Below are 19,052 nucleotides of genomic sequence, written 5' to 3'. Positions count from 1 at the left end.
AAACAGGAGCCTTTTTTTCAGAAAGGCTCCTGTTTATTCTCCTGAAAAATGCTCTTTCACCATGATGCAGAAGGAAGGCAAGAAGGTGATTTCGATCGTGATAACAAACCGTTCCACACCATCTAATAGTATCAACAGCTCTTTTTCATGCTGCCGATCCTTTTTTATTTCTACATGTCGCACAGTTTTAAAGGCATATACTCCTAAAACGAATGCCTCCTTTTTTCGAACAGCCTTCAAAGAAAATTCTTGTACTCCAAGAGACATCGTCACCACAAATCGCTCTTCCTCATTCTCAAACCGAAACGTTAGATCTTGATATTCAATGGGCATATCTCGTTCAAATCCTTCATCAGGCCACGTTTCAAAAAAAGAAAGCCAGTCCGTTCGATCTGGAAATTGTTTTCTCCTCATTTTAAACCCCTCATAAGTGAAATTTTTATTAATTATCTTGTTTCCCCTTTTCTTTTGCAACAAATTTTAGTAATTTTAAAAAGGTGATTTTATTTTGCTAAGAGACCTCTTTATTAATTTAACAATTCTTGTCACTTTCCATTATTTATTGATGCTTGTGTTTAAAGAGAATTTTTTAAAAAAGGAAGACACCCTGCTCAGACAAATTTATAAAGGAATGATCTCTGGGTTACTCGGTGTCCTCTTAATGTTTTTCTCTATTAAAGCAGGACCAGCCATCATCGATTTAAGACATATCCCCCTTATTTTAACGGCATTTTATGGAGGCATTGCACAAACGTTCATTGCAGCCTGTGTGATCATTATTGGCCGATTATTAATCGAAGCCAATGTCGCTTCTTTCATTAATATTTTTTCCATGATATTTATCGCCACAGCTTCTTTTTTAATTGCTGAGCGTCATATCAATCACGTCGTAAAAATGCTGTTATCTATTACCATGAGCAACGTCATAGCGACGATTTTATTTATCATCATCGTCAATGAAAGATCATTTGAACTGCATACTGCCTATTGGATATTCTCGTATATTGCCGGTTTATTTAACTTTTATGTCATTGAGCATCAAACAAAAGCGTATCAGATGTTAAATTTGTATAAATTCCAAGCTCATTATGACTTTTTAACTGGTGTTTTAAATAAACGGAAATTCGATGAGATATTAAGTGATGCTTTTTCTCTGAACTTAAAGCAACCTATCCATCAAATGTCCTTGATTTATCTAGACATCGATTATTTCAAAACCATCAATGATCAGTATGGACATCATGAGGGAGATATCGTTTTAAAAGAAATCGGAACAAGGCTAATTAAGAACACAAGAAGCTCTGATTATATTGGGCGAATCGGCGGTGAAGAATTTGCTGTGCTTTTACCGAATTGTTCCGTTGAAAAAACATGGCAAATTGCGGAACGTTTACGAAAAAAAATGGCGGATCAGCCAATTTATTTACAAAACGGAACATCGATTCACATTACGGTGTCAATTGGATGTGCTTATGATGCAGGAACAAGTGAAAACATGAAACAATTACCGATTATTGCAGACCAGGAGCTCTATAAAGCGAAGCAGTCGGGCAGAAACCAAGTGAGCTTTTCTGGACGAAAAAGAGAACACTTAACATAGGCTTTTTCCTCAATTTGTTAGCGCTAATTATTTTTAAAAAAGTTTTCGTATAACAGTTGTTTTTTCCCGCAAACACTGGTAAAGTAAAGGTAATTATTTTTGTTCGTATCATCTTTAAGAAGAAAGTTTTGAAAGAGTTTTCGTCTTTGAAGTTTGTGTAAGAGCAAGAATAGTGAATTTAAGCGTTAAGATCGCTTTAGGAGGAAATTTCATGTTAGAAGGTAAAGTAAAATGGTTCAACTCTGAAAAAGGTTTCGGATTCATCGAAGTAGAAGGTCAAGACGATGTATTCGTTCACTTCTCTGCTATCCAAGGCGAAGGCTTCAAAACTTTAGAAGAAGGTCAATCAGTTTCTTTCGAAATCGTTGAAGGTAACCGTGGACCACAAGCTGCTAACGTTAACAAAGCGTAATTTAAGAGCATCTGCTCTTTTAGCACTTTATAGAGTGAAGGAAAACCGCTCGGCTTTTATGCCAGCGGTTTTTTTGTGCAATAAAAAAAGAGAACCTGACGAGAGGTTCTCTTTTTATTTGTCCTTCTGCTTTAGTTTCTGTAAAGCAGAACGATACATATCATCATTCATTTTCGTCTCTGGTTCTCTTTCTTTGACAGGTGGTTCTGGCTGCTTAAACTTTTGAAGCGCCTGTCTATAGAAATCATCACCTGACGGAGCATCATCTGTCTGAGAAGGCTCTGACGCTTTTTCTTCCACTTCAGGCTCTACAGGTCTCGCCGCAACTTCTGGCTCGCTATGCGGCACGTCAGGATGATTCGATACATCTTCTTTGATCTCTTCCTTCTCGGCCGAAGCGTGTCTGACATTGAACGCTACTAATCCGATAATGACTAGAACAGCAGCTACTAACGCTACAATAATCGTCGCCAAAAGAACCCTCTCCTTATCGCTTAAATGACGCAGTGACTGATGCTACACGTCTTCCTAATGCTTTCCCCAGCTCAATGCCTTCTGAAGAAATCACTTCATCAGAATCAATCGGGCACGTCACACCTGCTCCATAATAAGAGCCGTATAACGCATTTTCTGGAACATTTCCAGGAAGGCCGACCACAAGCATCCCTTGATGGAACATCGGCGTAATCAAATTATGCATCGTCATTTCTAAACCGCCGTGTGTTGTGGCAGTGGTACAGAAAACGGCACCGACTTTATCGATGAGTTTTCCTTCTGCCCATAAATACCCAAGACGGTCAATCCATGTCTTTAATCCAGAACTAATGGTACCAAAGTGACCAGGGCAGCCCCAAATGATTGCATCCATTTGATCAAGCTTGCGGATATCCGCATCTTTCACATGATCAATGAACACTTCAGCGTGCTCTGTTTCACCTGCGCCAGCTGCAATCGCTTCTGCAAGTGCTTTTGTATGGTCACCTTCACTATCGTATACGACATAAATTTTCATGTACGGTCCCTCCACACTTATCTTGCATCTTGGTTTGCTTCCTTAGGTGCTGGAAGCAATGTCATTTCTTGTTTCTTATCCTGCTTTTCTTTTCGCTTTTTATCCTTACGTACATCTCGCAGGAACAAGCTGAGAATCACACCAGCTGCACAGAATAATGTCACCCACATGTAAGCATCATTGATGCCCATCACATTGGAATCAACTTGTGCTTTCGTAAAGAGCTGGGTCGACACATATTTTTGAGCAGCTTCTGCTGTCATGCCCATATGGTGCATCACATTAGAGACAGCCGCCTGGAATGAATTCATAAAGAACGGATCAGCTGTATTCGTTTGATCTGCCATATTGGAATAATGGAATGTCGTGCGATTTGTATAAATTGTCGTGATCAAACTCGTACCGATCGAACCACTGATTTGTCTCAGTGTGTTTGACATCGCTGTACCATGACTGTTTAAATGTTGCGGTAATTGGTTCATCCCAGCAGTCATGACTGGCATCATTAAGAGTGACATACCAAAAGCACGTACTGCATACATGAGCACAATGTGACTATAAGATGTATCAATCGTCAGCCTTGTAAACTCGTATGTGGTGACAACCGTAATCAGCATCCCCACAATGGCAAGTGGACGAGGTCCAAATTTATCAAACAAGATCCCTGAAATTGGGGACATAATGAGCATCGCAAGTGCCCCTGGAAGCATTAATAGCCCCGATTGCAGTGCAGTAAACCCAACGAGGTTCTGCAAGTAGATCGGTAGTAAGAACATCCCAGTGTATAAGGCAACGGTAATAATAATGTTAATAACACTTGATAATGAGAAAATGCTGTATTTAAACACGCGGAAATCAAGCATCGGATTATCCGCTTTTAGCTGTTGGAAAATAAAGAGAATGATCGCAATCGCACCAATGATAATCGTAGATAAAACGATTGGATCTGTCCAACCATCACTTCCCGCTTCACTCACTCCGTATAGAAGCGAAGCAAAACCAACGATCGACAGAATCGCCCCAAGAGTGTCCAGCTTGATTTTTTTAGGCTCTACAATATTTCTAAACATAAAGAAAGCCGCGATAATGACAATCGCACCGATTGGTACAAGTCCATAAAACATAATACGCCATGAATAGTGTTCAATAATATAACCAGATAACGTTGGTCCGACAGCTGGCGCAAACATCATCGCAAGACCAAAAATCCCCATTCCTTTCCCTCTGTTTTCTGGAGGGAAAATAAAAAGGATTGTTGTCATGACGAGCGGCTGTAAGATACCGCCACCGACTGCCTGAATCAAACGACCAATCAGCATCGTAGAAAAGTTTGGCGCAATACCGCAAATAAAAGTCCCTAGTGTAAATGAAATCATCGCCACGAGGAATAAGCTGCGCTGGCCAAAACGTGTGATTAAAAACGCAGATAACGGAATGAGCACACCGTTGACAAGCATGTAACCTGTTGTAAGCCACTGAATTGTCGTCGCACTCACATTAAATTCAGTCATTAAATGGGGCATGGCTACGTTCAAAAGCGTTTGGTTTAAAATCGCTACGAACAAACCGGCCATTAAAATGATCAGTAAAGACAAGGAGCCTGCTCCCTGTTTTGTCGCTGCAGGTTGATTTGCCATCTCAGACAACCTCCTTTCATTTTTTGATATCAGTCATCATTAAGATGAAATTTTGACAGAAGCATTCATACCTGGAAGTACTTTGTCAGATGGATTTTTAATTGAGATTTTCACTGCTACTTTTTGTGTCACTTTCGTGTAGTTACCACTTGAGTTTGTTGCTGGCAGCATATTGAATGTTGAGTTTGTTGCATAACCAATTTGTTCAACTGTTCCTTCAAATGTTGTATCAGGATCGCCGTCTACAACGATGTCCACTTTGTCACCTTTTTCAATGTTCTTAATGTCTGTTTCTTTAATATTCGCTGTAATGTAAAGCTTGCTTAGGTCAATCGTTTCACCAAGAACTGTCCCAGGCTGCACTTGTTGGTTGTTTTGTACTTCTTTTTTGACTAATGTGCCATCAGCCACTGCTTTAATGTTTGTTTTTGCTTCTCCTTCAACTTTTGCAACTGTGCTGTCTTTTTGCACTTCGTCACCTTCATTGATGTCCCAGCCTTTGATTTGTCCAGCTGCTGGCGCTGTAATTTGGTACATGTCACCTGTCACTTTTGCTTCATCTGTTTTTACGAAGTTTGTGCTTTCGTAGTAGTAATAAGCACCTCCGGCAATAATGGCAAGAATCACAATAAGGCCAATAATATTCGTTAGCAATAAACGCCCTCTGTTCATGTTTTGTTTCTCCTTTCATGTATAAAAATATAGTGTCATCTGCTTTAGCAAACTTAGAATGCCCATCATCTGACAGATTATGAAACAAGCTCATAGAGCTGCCTGTTTCCCCTTTTTCTACTCCGCTGAAAATGGTGTGCAGCCCATTTATACTTATTGTTCACTTATGAGCAAAAAGCAGAAAAAGAAGAAAAGACAATCGGCATCTTTTTTGAAAAACTTATATTTAACAAGATTAAATATTAATAAATGAAAATTGAAATGTCAAAGAGAAAGTTTTACTTTTTTTCTGGTGATCCCTTCCTTCTCCACACAAAAAACCTTTCAGCCCTTATGCTGAAAGGTTTTTTTGAATGTTCTCTTTAAGAAAGAACTTCTTCCTGCTGAAAAAATTTTTTTAATGCGAGAAAAACGTCTGATTTTTGCTTCAAAATATAATGCTTAAATTTCTCATCCTGAATATGTTTATATGCTGACATTAACGTAGAATGCCGATTATATTGATTCACTTCACCATAACAAAATAAATTGGCTTTTTTCATAATTTCAGAAACGAGCTTCACGCACCGTGCATTATCTGAGGTCAAATTGTCACCATCAGAAAAATGGAAAGGATAAATATTATATCGTGACGGAGGATATCGTTCGTCTATGAGCTCTAGTGCCTTTCGATAGACAGAAGAACAAATGGTTCCCCCGCTCTCTCCCCGAGAAAAGAAGTGCTCCTCGTCTACGACCTTCGCCTCTGTATGGTGGGCAATGAATTCGATCTCGACTGTCTCATACTTTGTCCGCAAGAAACGTGTCATCCAAAAGAAAAAGCTTCTCGCCATATATTTTTCCCAAAGCCCCATACTTCCGCTCGTATCCATCATCGCTAGGACAACCGCTTTTGATTCTGGTTTGGTGACTTCATTCCACGTCTTATACTTAATATCCTCTGGATAAATAGGATAAAAGGAAGGGCTTCCTGTCATGGCATTTCGTTTAAATGCTGACAGCATGGTTCGTTTTTTATGAATATTACCGGTTAACCCCGTTTTGCGAATATCATTAAACTCAATTTCCTCGACAACGATATCATCAAGTTCCTTTTGTTTAAGATTTGGTAGCTCCAGCTCACGAAATAGCGCTTCCTCTAAATCCATTAATGAGACTTCTGCTTCGTAATAATCATCACCGGCTTGATCTCCAGCACCTTGACCTTTTCCCTGCCCTTGCTTACTGTCAGATCCATCCCGAGCGACCACATCGCCAACCTGGCTCTCTCCATCCCCCTGACCTACATGCTTATTCTTATCATAGTTGTACCGAATTTTATATTCATCTAAAGAACGGATCGGAATTTTGACCACATCTTTGCCATTAGACATGATGATGCTTTCCTCTGTGACAAGATCCGGCAAATTGTTTTTAATCGCCTCTTTGACTTTTTTCTGATGACGCTGCTGGTCATCAAAGCCTTTTCGATGGAGGGACCAGTCTTCCTGAGACACAATAAACTGACTTTTTTCTTGCCGGGACATCCATCCCCCTCCTCACCTTTTTGGACAATTCTTGTACCCATCGATTCCATTATCGTATGCTGGCCGTCGTCGAAATGACGATGATTTTTAAAAAAGACATTACCGGTGCTAGTTTGCGCCAATAATGCCTCCTTCATTTATTAACGATTCAGAAGACTGCCTACATATTTTAAGAGTTCATTTGCACTTGTAGAATTATAGCCATGCTCATCAATCAATCGCGCCACTACTTCATTGACCTTTTTCAACTGTTGCTCATCCGGCGTTTTCGTCGATGTCGTAATTTTCACGACATCTTTCAAATCGGCAAAGAGCTTCTTCTGAATAGCTTCTCGTAATCTCTCGTGAGAATTATAATCAAAGCGTTTGCCCTTTCTCGCATAAGCTGAAATCCGAATAAGGATTTCTTCTCTGAATGCCTTTTTGGCGTTTTCAGAAATGCCGATCTGTTCCTCAATTGAACGCATGAGCTTTTCATCAGGATTCATTTCTTCACCTGTTAACGGATCACGCAGTTTGTTTTTATTGCAGTACGCCTCAACATTATCTAAGTAATTATCCATGAGAGTTTTCGCAGACTCCTCATACGAATACACAAATGCCTTTTGAACTTCCTTCTTCGCCATATCGTCATACTCTTTTCGTGCGACAGAAATAAAATTCAAATAACGTTCCCGATCTTCACTTGAGATCGATGGATGCTGATCGAGTCCTTCTTTTAAGGAACGGAGGACATCCAGTGCATTGATGGATTCCATGTTCTTTCGAATAATAGTGGATGAAATGCGGTTAATGACATATCTCGGGTCAATTCCGCTCATTCCTTCGTCATGAAATTCCTTTTTCATCTCATCAATATCAACAGATTGGAAACCTTCGACACTTTCCCCATCATACAGTCGCATTTTTTTCACCAAATCGATATCAGACCGCTTCGGCTCTTTCAGTCTTGTCAAAATAGAGAACATCGCAGCCACCTTTAGCGTGTGCGGTGCAATATGAACATCTGAGACATCACTTTCTGAAATCATCTTATGATAAATGCGTTCTTCCTCTGTCACCTTTAAATTATAAGGGATCGGCATCACAATAATTCTTGAGTGTAAAGCCTCGTTCTTTTTATTCGAAATAAATGATCGATACTCCGTTTCATTCGTATGTGCAACAATCAATTCATCCGCACTAATCAACGCAAAACGCCCCGCCTTAAAATTTCCCTCCTGCGTTAATGAAAGAAGATGCCATAGAAATTTCTCATCACACTTTAACATCTCCTGAAATTCCATCATTCCACGGTTCGCTTTATTGAGCTCTCCATCAAACCGGTACGCACGCGGGTCTGACTCTGAACCAAATTCAGCAATCGTTGAAAAATCAATACTTCCTGTTAAGTCAGCAATGTCCTGAGATTTCGGATCCGACGGGCTGAAGGTACCAATGCCGGTCCGTTTGTCCTCTGAGAAAAAAATTCGTTCCACTCTCACATCCTCAATGCGGCCACCATATTCCTCTTCGAGCCTCATCAAGTTCAAAGGTGATAAATTCCCCTGCACACGTATGCCATATTCTCTATAAAAATCCTCCCGCAAATTTTGCGGAATGAGATGAAGCGGATCTTCATGCATTGGGCAGCCTTTAATCGCATAGACTGCGCCATGATCTGTTAGTGAATACTCTTCAAGCCCTCTTTTCAGCCTTGTGACAAGCGTCGATTTCCCGCCGCTGACTGGACCCATTAACAATAAAATACGCTTTCTGACATCTAAACGTTTAGCCGCAGGGTGAAAATACTCTTCCACTAGCCTTTCCAATGATTCCTCTAAACCAAAAAGCTCCTGATCAAAAAATTTGTAGGTTCTGACCCCATTCTCCTCTTCAATCCCGCTGTCCTTAATCATATGATAAACGCGAGAATGAGCAGATTGAGCGACAAGTGGATTTTCTTTAATAATATCTAAATATTCGCTGAATGTGCCTTCCCATTTCAGTCGCTGCTCTTCTTCTCTGTGCTGTTCAATTTTCTTTAAAATATCCATATGAACCTCCTCTTTCAAGATTGAAGCTAGAAATCAGATACTGTTTTACAATCTATGCGGAGGCGTCCTATTACATGCTTTCGTTCTTCAAAATGACGAATTGGCAAACTGAATTGACAACCATCCGCAAGACCCTTCATAATAAAGGAAAAACAGGAGAAAAATGATCTTCATCTCCTGCTTTTCAAGGCGAACTTCACAACATATGAAACCGGCAGCGAAGGAACAAAGGGATAAGGGGGAGCTTATATGAGAACGGTCATTATGATGGGCGTCATCATTACGTTTTTAGTATCCATTTTCACAGCTGGCTACGAAGGCAAGCCTGGTAAATGAAAAAAAGGATGTTCCATCAGCGGAACATCCTTTTTCATTTCGTTCATATTTTCAGCACTTACATATTCACTGAAAGCGAGATGGGATCTCGGCTTTTATCATGTTCTTATATCAAATCTCGGTATTGCTGCTGGCGAAGCGCCTCATACACAAGAATCGCTGCCGTATTCGATAGGTTCAGTGAACGAACATGCTCTGTCATTGGTAAACGTAGACAGCGATCCATATTCCGTTCAATCAAATCTTTTGGCAATCCACTCGTTTCTCTGCCAAATACGAAGAAGTAGTCTTCATCTAGCTGCGAGTAATCGAACGTTGTATGCGGCTTTTGGCCAAACTTTGTGATATAGAAAAATTGCCCCTTCGGATGAGCCTCAAACAATTCATCTAATGAATCATGATAGACGACATTGGCATATTTCCAATAATCGAGTCCTGCACGCTTCAGCATTTTATCATCTGTCGAAAAACCAAGCGGACGAATCAGATGAAGTGTTGTATTTGTTGCTGCACATGTTCGCGCAATATTTCCAGTATTAGCTGGAATTTCTGGTTGATATAAAACGACATGAAGTCCCAAAAAAGTTCACCTCTAATTTTCTTTTCCGCTCAACATTATACCATTAACTATCCTTCGGAGCATCGTCCAAAATGTGAAAAAACGTATAACGAATACTAGGTGTATAAGCCGTTGAATCTTCATACGACCAGTAACGCATACGGCTGTCATACGTTTGTGCATTCACAAGAGGCATTCCGCCTTTATCATGATCAACGACAATGGTTGTATGATTATACCTACCGTCACCTTCAAAATCGTAACAAATAACATCACCTATTTGAAGCTCCTGCGGCTCCTTGAGCTTCTTCGCTCTCAACCCCGCTTTGGAATTCGCTAAATAATTTTTCATCGAATGTGCCACCGTCCAGCTGTAGCTCCACGTATGTGGACGAACCCACCAGCCAGATCCACGGTTCGGATATCCTCTCGTTGGCGCATTCCCTGCTTTTAGACATTGTGAAATAAAATTCGTACAGTTATCTTCGAAATTTTTATAGGCTGGATTCCGTTTATTCCAATACGTCTCAGCATATTGAACAGCTGCACGCCGGTCATAGTGAAAAGCTCTTCCAAATTGGTCTTCATTTTGGAAGCGCTCATCCACCTGATCTTCCTTTTGTCGTTCTTCTAACATCATCCGATCTTTCACAAGCATGTCGTTATAAAGAAACGCTTCTCTTTTCTCAACCTGTTCCTCTAAATAAAAAGAATCGTCTATATCCTTACAGACATAAGTGAGGTGCGCGAGATATTGTACTTGCTGAGCTCCATCATCTTGAATAGCTGAATCGAGAAGTTTTGCTTTTGCTTTCGCCTTGACAATCTCAACTTGTCTTCTTGCAAACAGCTCTTTCTTTCTCTCCACAGCGTCCACATCAGACATCAGCTGCGGCTGTTTGATCGTACTGCCATTTAATAAATATGCCAGTCTGTCTTCTAACGTTTGTTCTAATAATTGTTTCACACAGACACCACCAAACTTTTTTTAACATCTCTGTTTGGTTCATTCTATGTTCAATGGGAGGTTATTTAGTATTTAAAGGTGTTTGTAACAATTCAATCCCTTTGATGATCTCTTGTTTTGCTTCTTCATCACTTTCCCGCTCAAGGGCTTTTTCGAGTTCTGAAAGCTGCTGACCATCGCCAATTTTACCGATTGCCCAAGCAGCCGTGCCTCGAATGACTGGTCTTGGATCTTTATGCATCAGGTCAACCAAATCTGGCAAAGCAGATGTATCTTTAAAGTGAGCAAGTGCCAAAATGGCATTCCGCTGAATTGGCTTTTTCCCTCGCCATGATCCAGAAACATGACCATACTTCTCTTTAAATTCACGATTGCTGATTGTCAGCAGTGGCTTTAAGAGCGGCTTTGCAATTTCAGGGTCCGGCTCCATTTCAGGATGTAGATGAAAGTCTTTCCCTTTATTAATTGGGCAAACCGTTTGGCACGTATCACATCCATACAACCGATTCCCTATTTTCGAGCGAAATTCGTCAGGTAAAAACCCTTTTGTCTGTGTTAAAAACGAAATACACCTTTGAGAATTGAGCTGGCCTGGATTCACAAGAGCACCCGTTGGGCATGAATCCACACATTTATTACAAGTTCCGCACTGGTCTTCTATTTTCTCATCCGGTTCAAATGGAACATTTGTAATCATCTCAGCCAAATAGACATAAGATCCGAACTCTGGTGTGATAATCATACAGTTCTTTGCACTAAAGCCAATGCCAGCACGTTCGGCTACAGCACGGTCAGACAATTCACCTGTGTCCACCATTGATTTTGTCCGAATATCTTCGTGTTTACTGCGCAAAAATTCTTCAAGCATGTCGAGCTTTTTTTTCAGCACAACATGATAATCAGTTCCCCATGAAGCCCTGCAAAAAATCCCTCTTCTTGCATCCTTTGTACTTCGGGGAGCATCTTTCATTTTGGAAGGGTATGCGAGCGCAATGGCGACAATTGATTTTGCTTTTGGAAGCAGCAAAGCAGGATTTGTTCGTTTTTCGATATCAGGCTCTTCAAAACCGGACAAATACCCTAACGATTCATGTAAGATGAGGCGGTCCTTTAATGAATCAAATGTATCAGCACTTGCAAATCGAATTTTATCGACACCAATTTCATTCGCATATTGAATTAACTCTTCTTTTAATTGTCCAACATGAATCACCTTGCAAACCTCCTTTCTTTGTTTCTTCAGTTGTTTTCAGTATAATACGAGTGTATCATGACCGATTGGAGTGAGTCACTGTGAAGATACAAATGGAAATCTCCCAACCTCAAAGCCCGTCTATCCATGTTGGACAGATTGAATATTCACATATTGAGATAGAAAAATCCCCTCAAATGTTAAAAGGCCGACTGCGACTGTTTCAAGAATCTTTGTTTTTTGAATATGAAGATCAAACTTTGGAAGAAGTACCAGCGATCAAAGAATGGACGAATCTTCTAGAAGGTGTCCCCTTTCTTCCGCTTCTTGCTGATATTCAAAAAGAACAATTTATTGACTCGACCAATTCCGTACAGGATTTGTCGATATTTTTTTCATTAAAATATTTCTTGCCTATCCTTACATTAGATGCCGATCAATTGAAAGGGCCTCTTTCATTATCCAAAAATGAAACTGGTCATATTGAATGGCAGGATGGCGCAGAGCTTAAAGGGTTATTTTCTCAAGCAAGTAAAGCTCAAATTTCTCAAGACACAAAAAGCATTCTTCAAATCATTCTCTTCCCACCATCTATTTCCCGGGAAAAGAGTGAGGCACTTATACAATCCTTGACGAAGATGTTTATACAAATACATGGTGGAGAAAGTAAATATGAACTCATTGAAAAAGCACTGTAGGTGACAGTGCTTTTTACATTATACTGACATAATAAAAAACGCAACACTTCGTTTATCTATGAAACGAAATACTGCGTTATAAACAAAATTATGTATTGGAGCGGGTGATGAGAATCGAACTCACGACATCAGCTTGGAAGGCTGAGGTTTTACCACTAAACTACACCCGCATCAATCTTTTAAAGACAACATCATTGCGTTGACTTTTATTATGTTACAACTTTCTTAACAATTCGTCAAGAGAATATGAAGATTTTTCGTCAAAAAATTTCATATTCTCCATATATATTACGATAGTTATTTATCGAGCTGGATATAAAATAAGTAGGCATGTGACTTATTCTTCAGCGCTTGCTTAGGATTTTTCTCAATCACTTCAAGCATCGGTGAATTTCCGTCTTTCCCCATTGCCGCAGTATACGCAATCAGTGCCTTTCCTCCAGGAGAGACTTTGACAGTATCAGATTGTGCAGAAAAAACATAATCACTTACTTTGAACGGAAAACTTGCTGTTGCTTTTGTCATTCCCTCATTCTTGTTGTCTGACCACATACTAAATTGTGATTCATATGTATCTTTCTCATCTCTTAATTGTAAAAGTATATTCATCGTTTGGTCAGTTCCATCCTGATGTAACGTAAAAGTCGAAGAAGATGATTCCTTATCAACTAGCCGGCCATTTTTGTAGTGGCTCCCGATAAACGTAATACTCTTATCATTCTTCGTTAATCCTTTAAGTGTAAGAGCTACTATTTCATTCGTCGTTGATGCCTCTAGTAAGTTTTTTTCTTTCTTTGTCAATTTCATTTTTTCAATCGTTACTTGGTTTTTAGAGTCAGACTCTGTTTCTATTTTAGAGACCGTTTTCTCTGTCGTTGTTGTTTCTGCAGCCTTCTCGCCGCATCCTGCTAATAGAAAAACAGTAAATAAAAGAATGCTCCATTTCTTAATCATTGATATCCCCTTTTATACTTTTATTTTTTATTATACTAAAATTTGGTTGATTATACAAAAAAAGATTAGGAAAATTCTCCTAATCTTTCACTTTTTTCTGTTTCATGGCTGATAGGAATGCCACAATGAGAAAACTGACAACAAAAATGACAACCATATAAATAAAAAAGTTTGGTTTGATTTGAAACGTAAATGCAGACGAACCTTCCATCTCAAAAGCAAGACTGTTAAATAATAATTCATTATTTGTTTTTGATTGAAATAAGTGATAGAACAGAACACCAATGGTCAACATCGGAAAACCTAAGAAACCTAGGAAACTACCAACAATTGCACCTTGTTTCATTGCCTGAACGTTCATGATCGTTGTCCTCCCATTCCACCAAGCAATAACTGCTTCATAATAGACTTACCATCCCCCATAAACGGAAGAAGGTAGAGTAATTGAATAAAATACGTGATTGAAAAAATGAAAAACCCTGTCGAAATTGGATTTTCTTTTAGAAATAAAACAGTCACAATGATTCCGGCTGCGCCAATGAGCCCCGGCAAAAGCGGACCAAGCAGTGTAATCCACACCTGTTTTTTCTGAAACGGATCTAAAACAGGCCTCACAAATTTCACAGACATCATATCGCTCGCAAAAAAGCCTTGAGGACCATCCCGGCCGGCGAACTTCCGATGTGCATACCCATGTGCCGCCTCATGCAAGGCAGTTCCAGTAATTAATCCAAAATAAATAATCGTAAAATAAATCGCAATGGCTGCAATCGATGGATCAGGCATAAATAAAAAGGCGATTCCCGCCATGATCATAAAGAGCACCCAGAAAAAGATGATTTTGCGCGTCACCATCAGCAGAGCCGTACCCAATATGTGAAGAAATGAATGACCCGTGCAGTCAAATCGCTCTTTCATCTTTACTTGATACTGCTTAAAAAATTGACAGAAGGCTGTGACAGTCCGATATGGCGATTGATAATGAATCGACAGCAAGTGATGCTGATTCAGCCCCATCATCAATTGATAAAAATCGCGGGCAATCACAGACTCATCGACCTGAAACAAATCGGCGAGTTCTGCCGTAATACTCGCCTCTGTCCTTTGACCATCCACTTTCGTTAACATATGATATGCACTTTCGTTAATTGGAAGTGAGCTTCCGTACTGCGTATCAGTCAAATGCCTTTTTTGTAAAGTCACATATGGCCCAAGTGCCGGCACCCGCTCAATCTTTAGCTTATTGTTAAGAAGTTGAATCATGTGAATACCTCCATGAAAAACCTTTATATATGGCAAAGATGAGCAGACATTCAAATCCTGCCACAAGCAGCCACTGAAGCATTTGACTCGATTCCCCCATCACATAATTTCCAATAAATACAATCGGAATCATGATTAAAATAAGCGCTCCAAACGAGAAAATACCTGTGTAAGGATTATTTCGATCAAGGGGTAATAAAATACCTACCACATAAAAGAGAGCCGTTGCATTACACAAGACAGCAGCGCCAATCAACACGATCCATATCTGATCCGGGAGCGTCAGTGTTGTGATCATAAATAAAACAATTTGGATCACACCAACGAGCAAAAGTCCGAGAAACTTATAAAGAGCCACTTCCCACGGCCTTAGACCAAACGTTTTATACATCCCAAGCATACGTTTGTCATTGCCAAATGAATTAAAAGCTGTTAACCCAGCTAGCGCACATAAGACAAAAAAAGCTTCTCCTTCAAAGCGGAAGGCAAACTGATAACGGACAAATAAAATGACAATAAGGAGGATGAGAAAGTTTAAAATATTTTCTTCATTTCTCACTTGTGACTTTATTTCCTTTACAATGAGTGACCACTTTTTCGAAGATGAAAATGGTAGTTTGTGCAGAAAGGTTAACGCTTTTTTCTCAGCCATAATTGGCATTAAAGCAAGAGAAATAAATGCGCCTCCCGCAGATAATAAGATGAAGAGGATCAAAATCGCATAATTCACCCCGTCAGGAGACATCCCTTGTGCCGCTAAGAAAAACGGCGCTGTAAAATACATCAAATGATAATCAAACTGTACATATGATTGCTGTATTTGATTGATGTCGAAATGTGTCATTCCATACGCTACAACTAGCGCTAATAAAACAAATATCGCTGCAAATTTTTGCAACGGTAATTTTAATTTTAGTACGAGTAAATAAGTCACGTTGTAAATGAGCTGAAGCAGCGTTAAGACAAAGAGCGATTGCAGCAGCACCATCAAAAAGAATGTAAGAATAAAGAAAATACCGATCCCTTGTGCAATAAAATTAGGTAAAAGCAAGATCCCGATGAAAAATAAAACAAGCCCTGTCACGACTGTCACCATCGGAATGAAGTAACCAAGACTTTTTTGAAAGGTAGACAGCGGAAACCAGCTGAGCTGCATAGAAAAACGATCTTGTTCAGGTGTTCTGACTTTGATCAGCACAAATAACAAGCTTGTAAAAATGGATGCATTGATTGCCATCGACACAACCAACAACCCAAGTGAACGTTCATCTCCATTTAAGAAAGCCTTCATAAAGACACCCGTAAAACTGTATCCGATGATGGCTCCCATTGTGACTGCAAACAAAAAGAATAAGACCACAATGATTCGCTTCGTTTGAGTATCAAAGAGCTTATACATCTCCTGCTGCCACATTTTAAGCATCATTTTAGAAATGATTAATGATTTCATCAAAATGTGCACCCCTATCACTTAACATTGAAGCTTTCAGAAACACCTGTTCCAATGTGCTTGATTGATACTTTTCTTTTAAGGCTGAAACCGTCCCTTCATCCATTTTATTTCCTTTAGAAATAATGGCGATCTTGTGGCACAGCTCTTCCGCTGAAAGCATATCATGCGTTGAAAGCAAGATTGCACCATGGTGCTCGGCATAACGTTTCATCAGTTTCTTTGTGTTTATAACCGCTTCAATATCAAGTCCTCTAAAGGGCTCATCCATGATCACTAATTGACTCTCAAGCATAAAGGCAGCAATCAGCTGTGTCTTTTTTTTCATTCCATGGGAATAGGTTTCAATCGGTCTTGATAAAGCTGTTTCCATATCAAACAATTCAATTAGTTGATTTCTTCTTTGAATTGTTTTACATTCATACATAGAAGAAACAAAATCTAAATATTCAGCACCAGTCAATGCTTCAGGGAGCAGCAGATCATCTGGAACATAGGCGACTTGTTTTTTAAAGGATGGATCATCATTTGTGACATCCTTGATATGAATGGTTCCTTCTGTATGCTTAATGATGCCGAGTACACAGTTAATCATCGTTGTTTTACCGGATCCATTTGGTCCAGCCACAGCAACGATTTGATGAGGGGCAATTTTCAAATGAAAATCATTGACAGCAGTCACGTTATTTTTATACGTCTTGGTTAAATTCTCGATCGTAAACATATAACCTCCAAGTGTCTGCATATTCTTTAAAAACAGATCAGGCTAAACCGCCCGCCACAGACGGTTTAGCCCTGGTGTCTTATCTAAGAAGTAAAAAGATGAATCCTAAGTATAGCTACTTACATTCAATTTGGACTTTTAAGCCACTTTCCCACTGAACGGCTCCTGTAAAGCTACCCTTGCCGTTTGCTAAACACCAAACTGCTGCTCCTAGAACAACTGTTGCTCCCAATCCAAGAAGGACAGCAACAAATACTAAGAACCAAGCTTGGTCCATAATAGCAGGTTCCATAGTGGAATAGTCAACTTGCGGCGCTGCATAAGTCATACTTTTCACCTCCCAGCTTATGATGATCGTATCATAGGCGTCACACTCCAAACATCAACAGAAGATCCCATTTTTGACCGAACATATTTTCGTGTAAAATGTGACTTTTTATTCAATTATTCATGTTCAACTGTATAAATACTCCCTTTTTTACTATTTTTCACCACAACATAAGAACCACAAAACCCATATATTGTCAATAAATCCATCTTTTTTCTGCCTTTTTTCAAATAGTTCATTTTCATCATCTCTTCTATTTAATCTTTCATTTTTTTGAGATAGAAAGAATTCCCCCGATATATCAGATATAAAAGTCCTAATTATATGTCGTTAACACATCAAATACGACATATTAACTGATAATTCCGACAAAAGAGTGAGCATATTTTCCTTCTTCTCTTGTCTCTTAAAATATGTATATACAAGAAAAACTGTTGGGAAAAAAGCCCTTGCCTTCTTCCACAGCACATATCATTTTACTTGCTTCTCTTTCTATAAAAAAAGCAAAGCAGCCCGACAAGTATGACTGCTTTGCTTTCATTTATGAGGAACTTGCAGCAGAGGCTGTATCAGGAAAGTAATTGTTCCCAATAATTTCACCAGCAGGAACGTGTGGTCCTGCATCACCATTTCTTTTAAATGGGAGAAGCGGGAAAACAAGTTCTGCTAAATAATAAGATTCTTCTAAGTGCGGATAACCAGAAAAGATAAATGTATCAATACCTAGAGACTGATATTCTATTATACGTTCTGCTACTGTATGCGGGTCCCCGACGAGCGCTGTTCCTGCCCCGCCTCTAACTAAGCCAATGCCCGCCCAAAGATTAGGGCTAATTTCAAGCTTCTCTTTATTCCCTTGATGTAATTCAACCATTCGTTTTTGCCCTACTGAGTCCATCCCTTGTAAAGTCTTTTGCGCATCATCAATAGTCTCTTGATCTAAATGACGAATCAGATGTTCCGCTGCCTGCCAAGCTTCATCTTCCGTTTCCCTCACGATCACATGAAGTCGAATACCAAACCTCACCGTTCTTCCCTCCTTTTCAGCCTGCTTTTTCACTTGTGCGATTTTCTCTTTTACTTGTGCAGGCGGCTCGCCCCAAGTTAAATAAACATCTGTATGTTTTGCAGCGGCTTGAATGCCTGCTTCTGATGATCCTCCAAAAAAAACGGGTGGATGTGGTGTTTGAGCTGGTGGAAATAACAGCCGTCCATTTTGTGTTTGCAGATGCTTCCCTTGAAACTGAACATTCTCTCCTTTCAATAACCTCTTCCAGATGGTCAAAAATTCTTCTGCTGCCTCATAGCGTTCATCATGAGAAATGAATAGCCCGTCTCCTTCAAGTTCTTCTTTACTTCCTCCCGCTACAACATTGATCAGCAGTCTCCCGCCTGAAAGCCGATCAAATGTGGAGGTCATTCTAGCAGCAACAGATGGCTGCATCAACCCTGGCCGAAGAGCCACAAGAAACTTTAAATGGGTTGTTTCTGCAGCTAAAGCGGCCGCTGTCAGCCATGGATCTTCACAAGATCTACCAGTAGGCAGCAAGACCCCTGTGTACCCAAGCTGATCGGCAGCTTGAGCAATTTGTTTAAAATACGGATAGTCTGCCTGTCTTGCCCCTTTCGAAGATCCTAAATAACGCCCATCCCCATGCGTTGGAATAAACCATAGAATATTCATCA

General features: G+C 39.8%; 20 protein-coding genes and 1 tRNA gene. 3 read left to right on the top strand and 18 right to left on the bottom strand.

Annotation, left to right across the window (positions count from 1 at the left end):
* Nucleotides 1-33 precede the first annotated feature (33 nt).
* The gene (locus NST73_RS04690) at nt 34-414 is read right to left on the bottom strand and encodes a hypothetical protein (protein WP_342499417.1); all 381 of its coding nucleotides are present in this window, start codon (nt 412-414) and stop codon (nt 34-36) included.
* 94 nt (nt 415-508) lie between these two features.
* Here NST73_RS04690 and NST73_RS04685 point away from each other — a divergent pair, with 94 nt between their 5' ends.
* Complete coding sequence (locus NST73_RS04685; RefSeq protein ID WP_045034824.1) at nt 509-1,600, top strand: diguanylate cyclase; 1,092 nt, start codon at nt 509-511, stop codon at nt 1,598-1,600.
* 211 nt (nt 1,601-1,811) lie between these two features.
* Nucleotides 1,812-2,012 (top strand): cold shock-like protein CspB, encoded by a 201-nt coding sequence (gene cspB / locus NST73_RS04680; protein WP_008349061.1) that lies wholly within the window; start codon nt 1,812-1,814, stop codon nt 2,010-2,012.
* Between the two features lie 114 nt (nt 2,013-2,126).
* Here cspB and NST73_RS04675 read toward each other — a convergent pair whose 3' ends face one another.
* The 9 genes from NST73_RS04675 to queG all read right to left on the bottom strand — a co-directional run bounded on the left by NST73_RS04675 (nt 2,127) and on the right by queG (nt 11,967).
* On the bottom strand, nt 2,127-2,486 hold the full coding sequence (locus tag NST73_RS04675; RefSeq protein WP_144678977.1) for a hypothetical protein: 360 nt from the start codon (nt 2,484-2,486) through the stop codon (nt 2,127-2,129).
* Nucleotides 2,487-2,499: 13 nt separating this feature from the next.
* Nucleotides 2,500-3,024, bottom strand: a complete 525-nt coding sequence (locus NST73_RS04670; RefSeq protein ID WP_041507547.1) for a flavodoxin family protein — start codon at nt 3,022-3,024, stop codon at nt 2,500-2,502.
* Between the two features lie 17 nt (nt 3,025-3,041).
* Nucleotides 3,042-4,661, bottom strand: a complete 1,620-nt coding sequence (locus NST73_RS04665; protein WP_144678978.1) for a DHA2 family efflux MFS transporter permease subunit — start codon at nt 4,659-4,661, stop codon at nt 3,042-3,044.
* Nucleotides 4,662-4,700: 39 nt separating this feature from the next.
* Nucleotides 4,701-5,333 carry an HlyD family efflux transporter periplasmic adaptor subunit gene (locus tag NST73_RS04660; RefSeq protein WP_007497037.1) on the bottom strand — a complete coding sequence of 211 codons (633 nt, stop codon included), beginning with the start codon at nt 5,331-5,333 and terminating at the stop codon, nt 4,701-4,703.
* 362 nt (nt 5,334-5,695) lie between these two features.
* Nucleotides 5,696-6,859, bottom strand: a complete 1,164-nt coding sequence (yhbH, locus tag NST73_RS04655; protein WP_041507549.1) for a sporulation protein YhbH — start codon at nt 6,857-6,859, stop codon at nt 5,696-5,698.
* Between the two features lie 140 nt (nt 6,860-6,999).
* Nucleotides 7,000-8,895: a PrkA family serine protein kinase gene (locus tag NST73_RS04650; protein ID WP_017360374.1), complete on the bottom strand. Its 1,896-nt coding sequence runs from the start codon at nt 8,893-8,895 to the stop codon at nt 7,000-7,002.
* Between the two features lie 442 nt (nt 8,896-9,337).
* The gene (gene trmL / locus NST73_RS04645) at nt 9,338-9,811 is read right to left on the bottom strand and encodes a tRNA (uridine(34)/cytosine(34)/5-carboxymethylaminomethyluridine(34)-2'-O)-methyltransferase TrmL (protein WP_003211950.1); all 474 of its coding nucleotides are present in this window, start codon (nt 9,809-9,811) and stop codon (nt 9,338-9,340) included.
* A 43-nt stretch (nt 9,812-9,854) separates the two neighbouring features.
* A complete protein-coding gene (locus NST73_RS04640; RefSeq protein ID WP_008349082.1) occupies nt 9,855-10,757 on the bottom strand; it encodes an amidase domain-containing protein in 903 nt (300 codons plus the stop codon).
* 61 nt (nt 10,758-10,818) lie between these two features.
* A complete protein-coding gene (gene queG / locus NST73_RS04635; RefSeq protein ID WP_026050065.1) occupies nt 10,819-11,967 on the bottom strand; it encodes a tRNA epoxyqueuosine(34) reductase QueG in 1,149 nt (382 codons plus the stop codon).
* Between the two features lie 83 nt (nt 11,968-12,050).
* On the opposite strand from queG, the gene NST73_RS04630 reads away from it, so the two are divergent.
* The gene (locus NST73_RS04630) at nt 12,051-12,647 is read left to right on the top strand and encodes a hypothetical protein (protein ID WP_326242509.1); all 597 of its coding nucleotides are present in this window, start codon (nt 12,051-12,053) and stop codon (nt 12,645-12,647) included.
* A 96-nt stretch (nt 12,648-12,743) separates the two neighbouring features.
* Here NST73_RS04630 and NST73_RS04625 read toward each other — a convergent pair.
* From NST73_RS04625 to ssuD, 8 genes are all read right to left on the bottom strand, one after another.
* Nucleotides 12,744-12,817 (bottom strand) — tRNA-Gly (locus NST73_RS04625).
* 127 nt (nt 12,818-12,944) lie between these two features.
* Nucleotides 12,945-13,601, bottom strand: a complete 657-nt coding sequence (locus NST73_RS04620) for a hypothetical protein (protein ID WP_024719933.1) — start codon at nt 13,599-13,601, stop codon at nt 12,945-12,947.
* A gap of 79 nt (nt 13,602-13,680) precedes the next feature.
* Complete coding sequence (locus tag NST73_RS04615; protein ID WP_138278314.1) at nt 13,681-13,962, bottom strand: hypothetical protein; 282 nt, start codon at nt 13,960-13,962, stop codon at nt 13,681-13,683.
* Nucleotides 13,959-14,864, bottom strand: coding sequence for a PqqD family protein (locus NST73_RS04610; protein ID WP_138278312.1), 906 nt, complete (start codon nt 14,862-14,864; stop codon nt 13,959-13,961). Before NST73_RS04610 ends, NST73_RS04615 begins: the two co-directional genes overlap by 4 nt.
* Entirely contained in the window at nt 14,848-16,314 is a 1,467-nt protein-coding gene (locus NST73_RS04605; protein WP_342473953.1) for a hypothetical protein, read from the bottom strand. Before NST73_RS04605 ends, NST73_RS04610 begins: the two co-directional genes overlap by 17 nt.
* The gene (locus tag NST73_RS04600; RefSeq protein ID WP_041507552.1) at nt 16,292-17,038 is read right to left on the bottom strand and encodes an ABC transporter ATP-binding protein; all 747 of its coding nucleotides are present in this window, start codon (nt 17,036-17,038) and stop codon (nt 16,292-16,294) included. Before NST73_RS04600 ends, NST73_RS04605 begins: the two co-directional genes overlap by 23 nt.
* Before the next feature lie 115 nt (nt 17,039-17,153).
* Nucleotides 17,154-17,366 (bottom strand): hypothetical protein, encoded by a 213-nt coding sequence (locus NST73_RS04595; protein ID WP_003211695.1) that lies wholly within the window; start codon nt 17,364-17,366, stop codon nt 17,154-17,156.
* A gap of 541 nt (nt 17,367-17,907) precedes the next feature.
* Nucleotides 17,908-19,050: an FMNH2-dependent alkanesulfonate monooxygenase gene (gene ssuD, locus NST73_RS04590; RefSeq protein ID WP_047947124.1), complete on the bottom strand. Its 1,143-nt coding sequence runs from the start codon at nt 19,048-19,050 to the stop codon at nt 17,908-17,910.
* Nucleotides 19,051-19,052 lie beyond the last annotated feature (2 nt).

Origin of the sequence: Bacillus sp. FSL W7-1034 (genome assembly GCF_038593365.1) — a bacterium.
GTDB classification, from domain to species: Bacteria; Bacillota; Bacilli; order Bacillales; family Bacillaceae; genus Bacillus; species Bacillus altitudinis.
The sequence above is the reverse complement of the archived record's forward strand: the minus strand, read 5'-3'. Positions and strand labels throughout refer to the sequence as shown.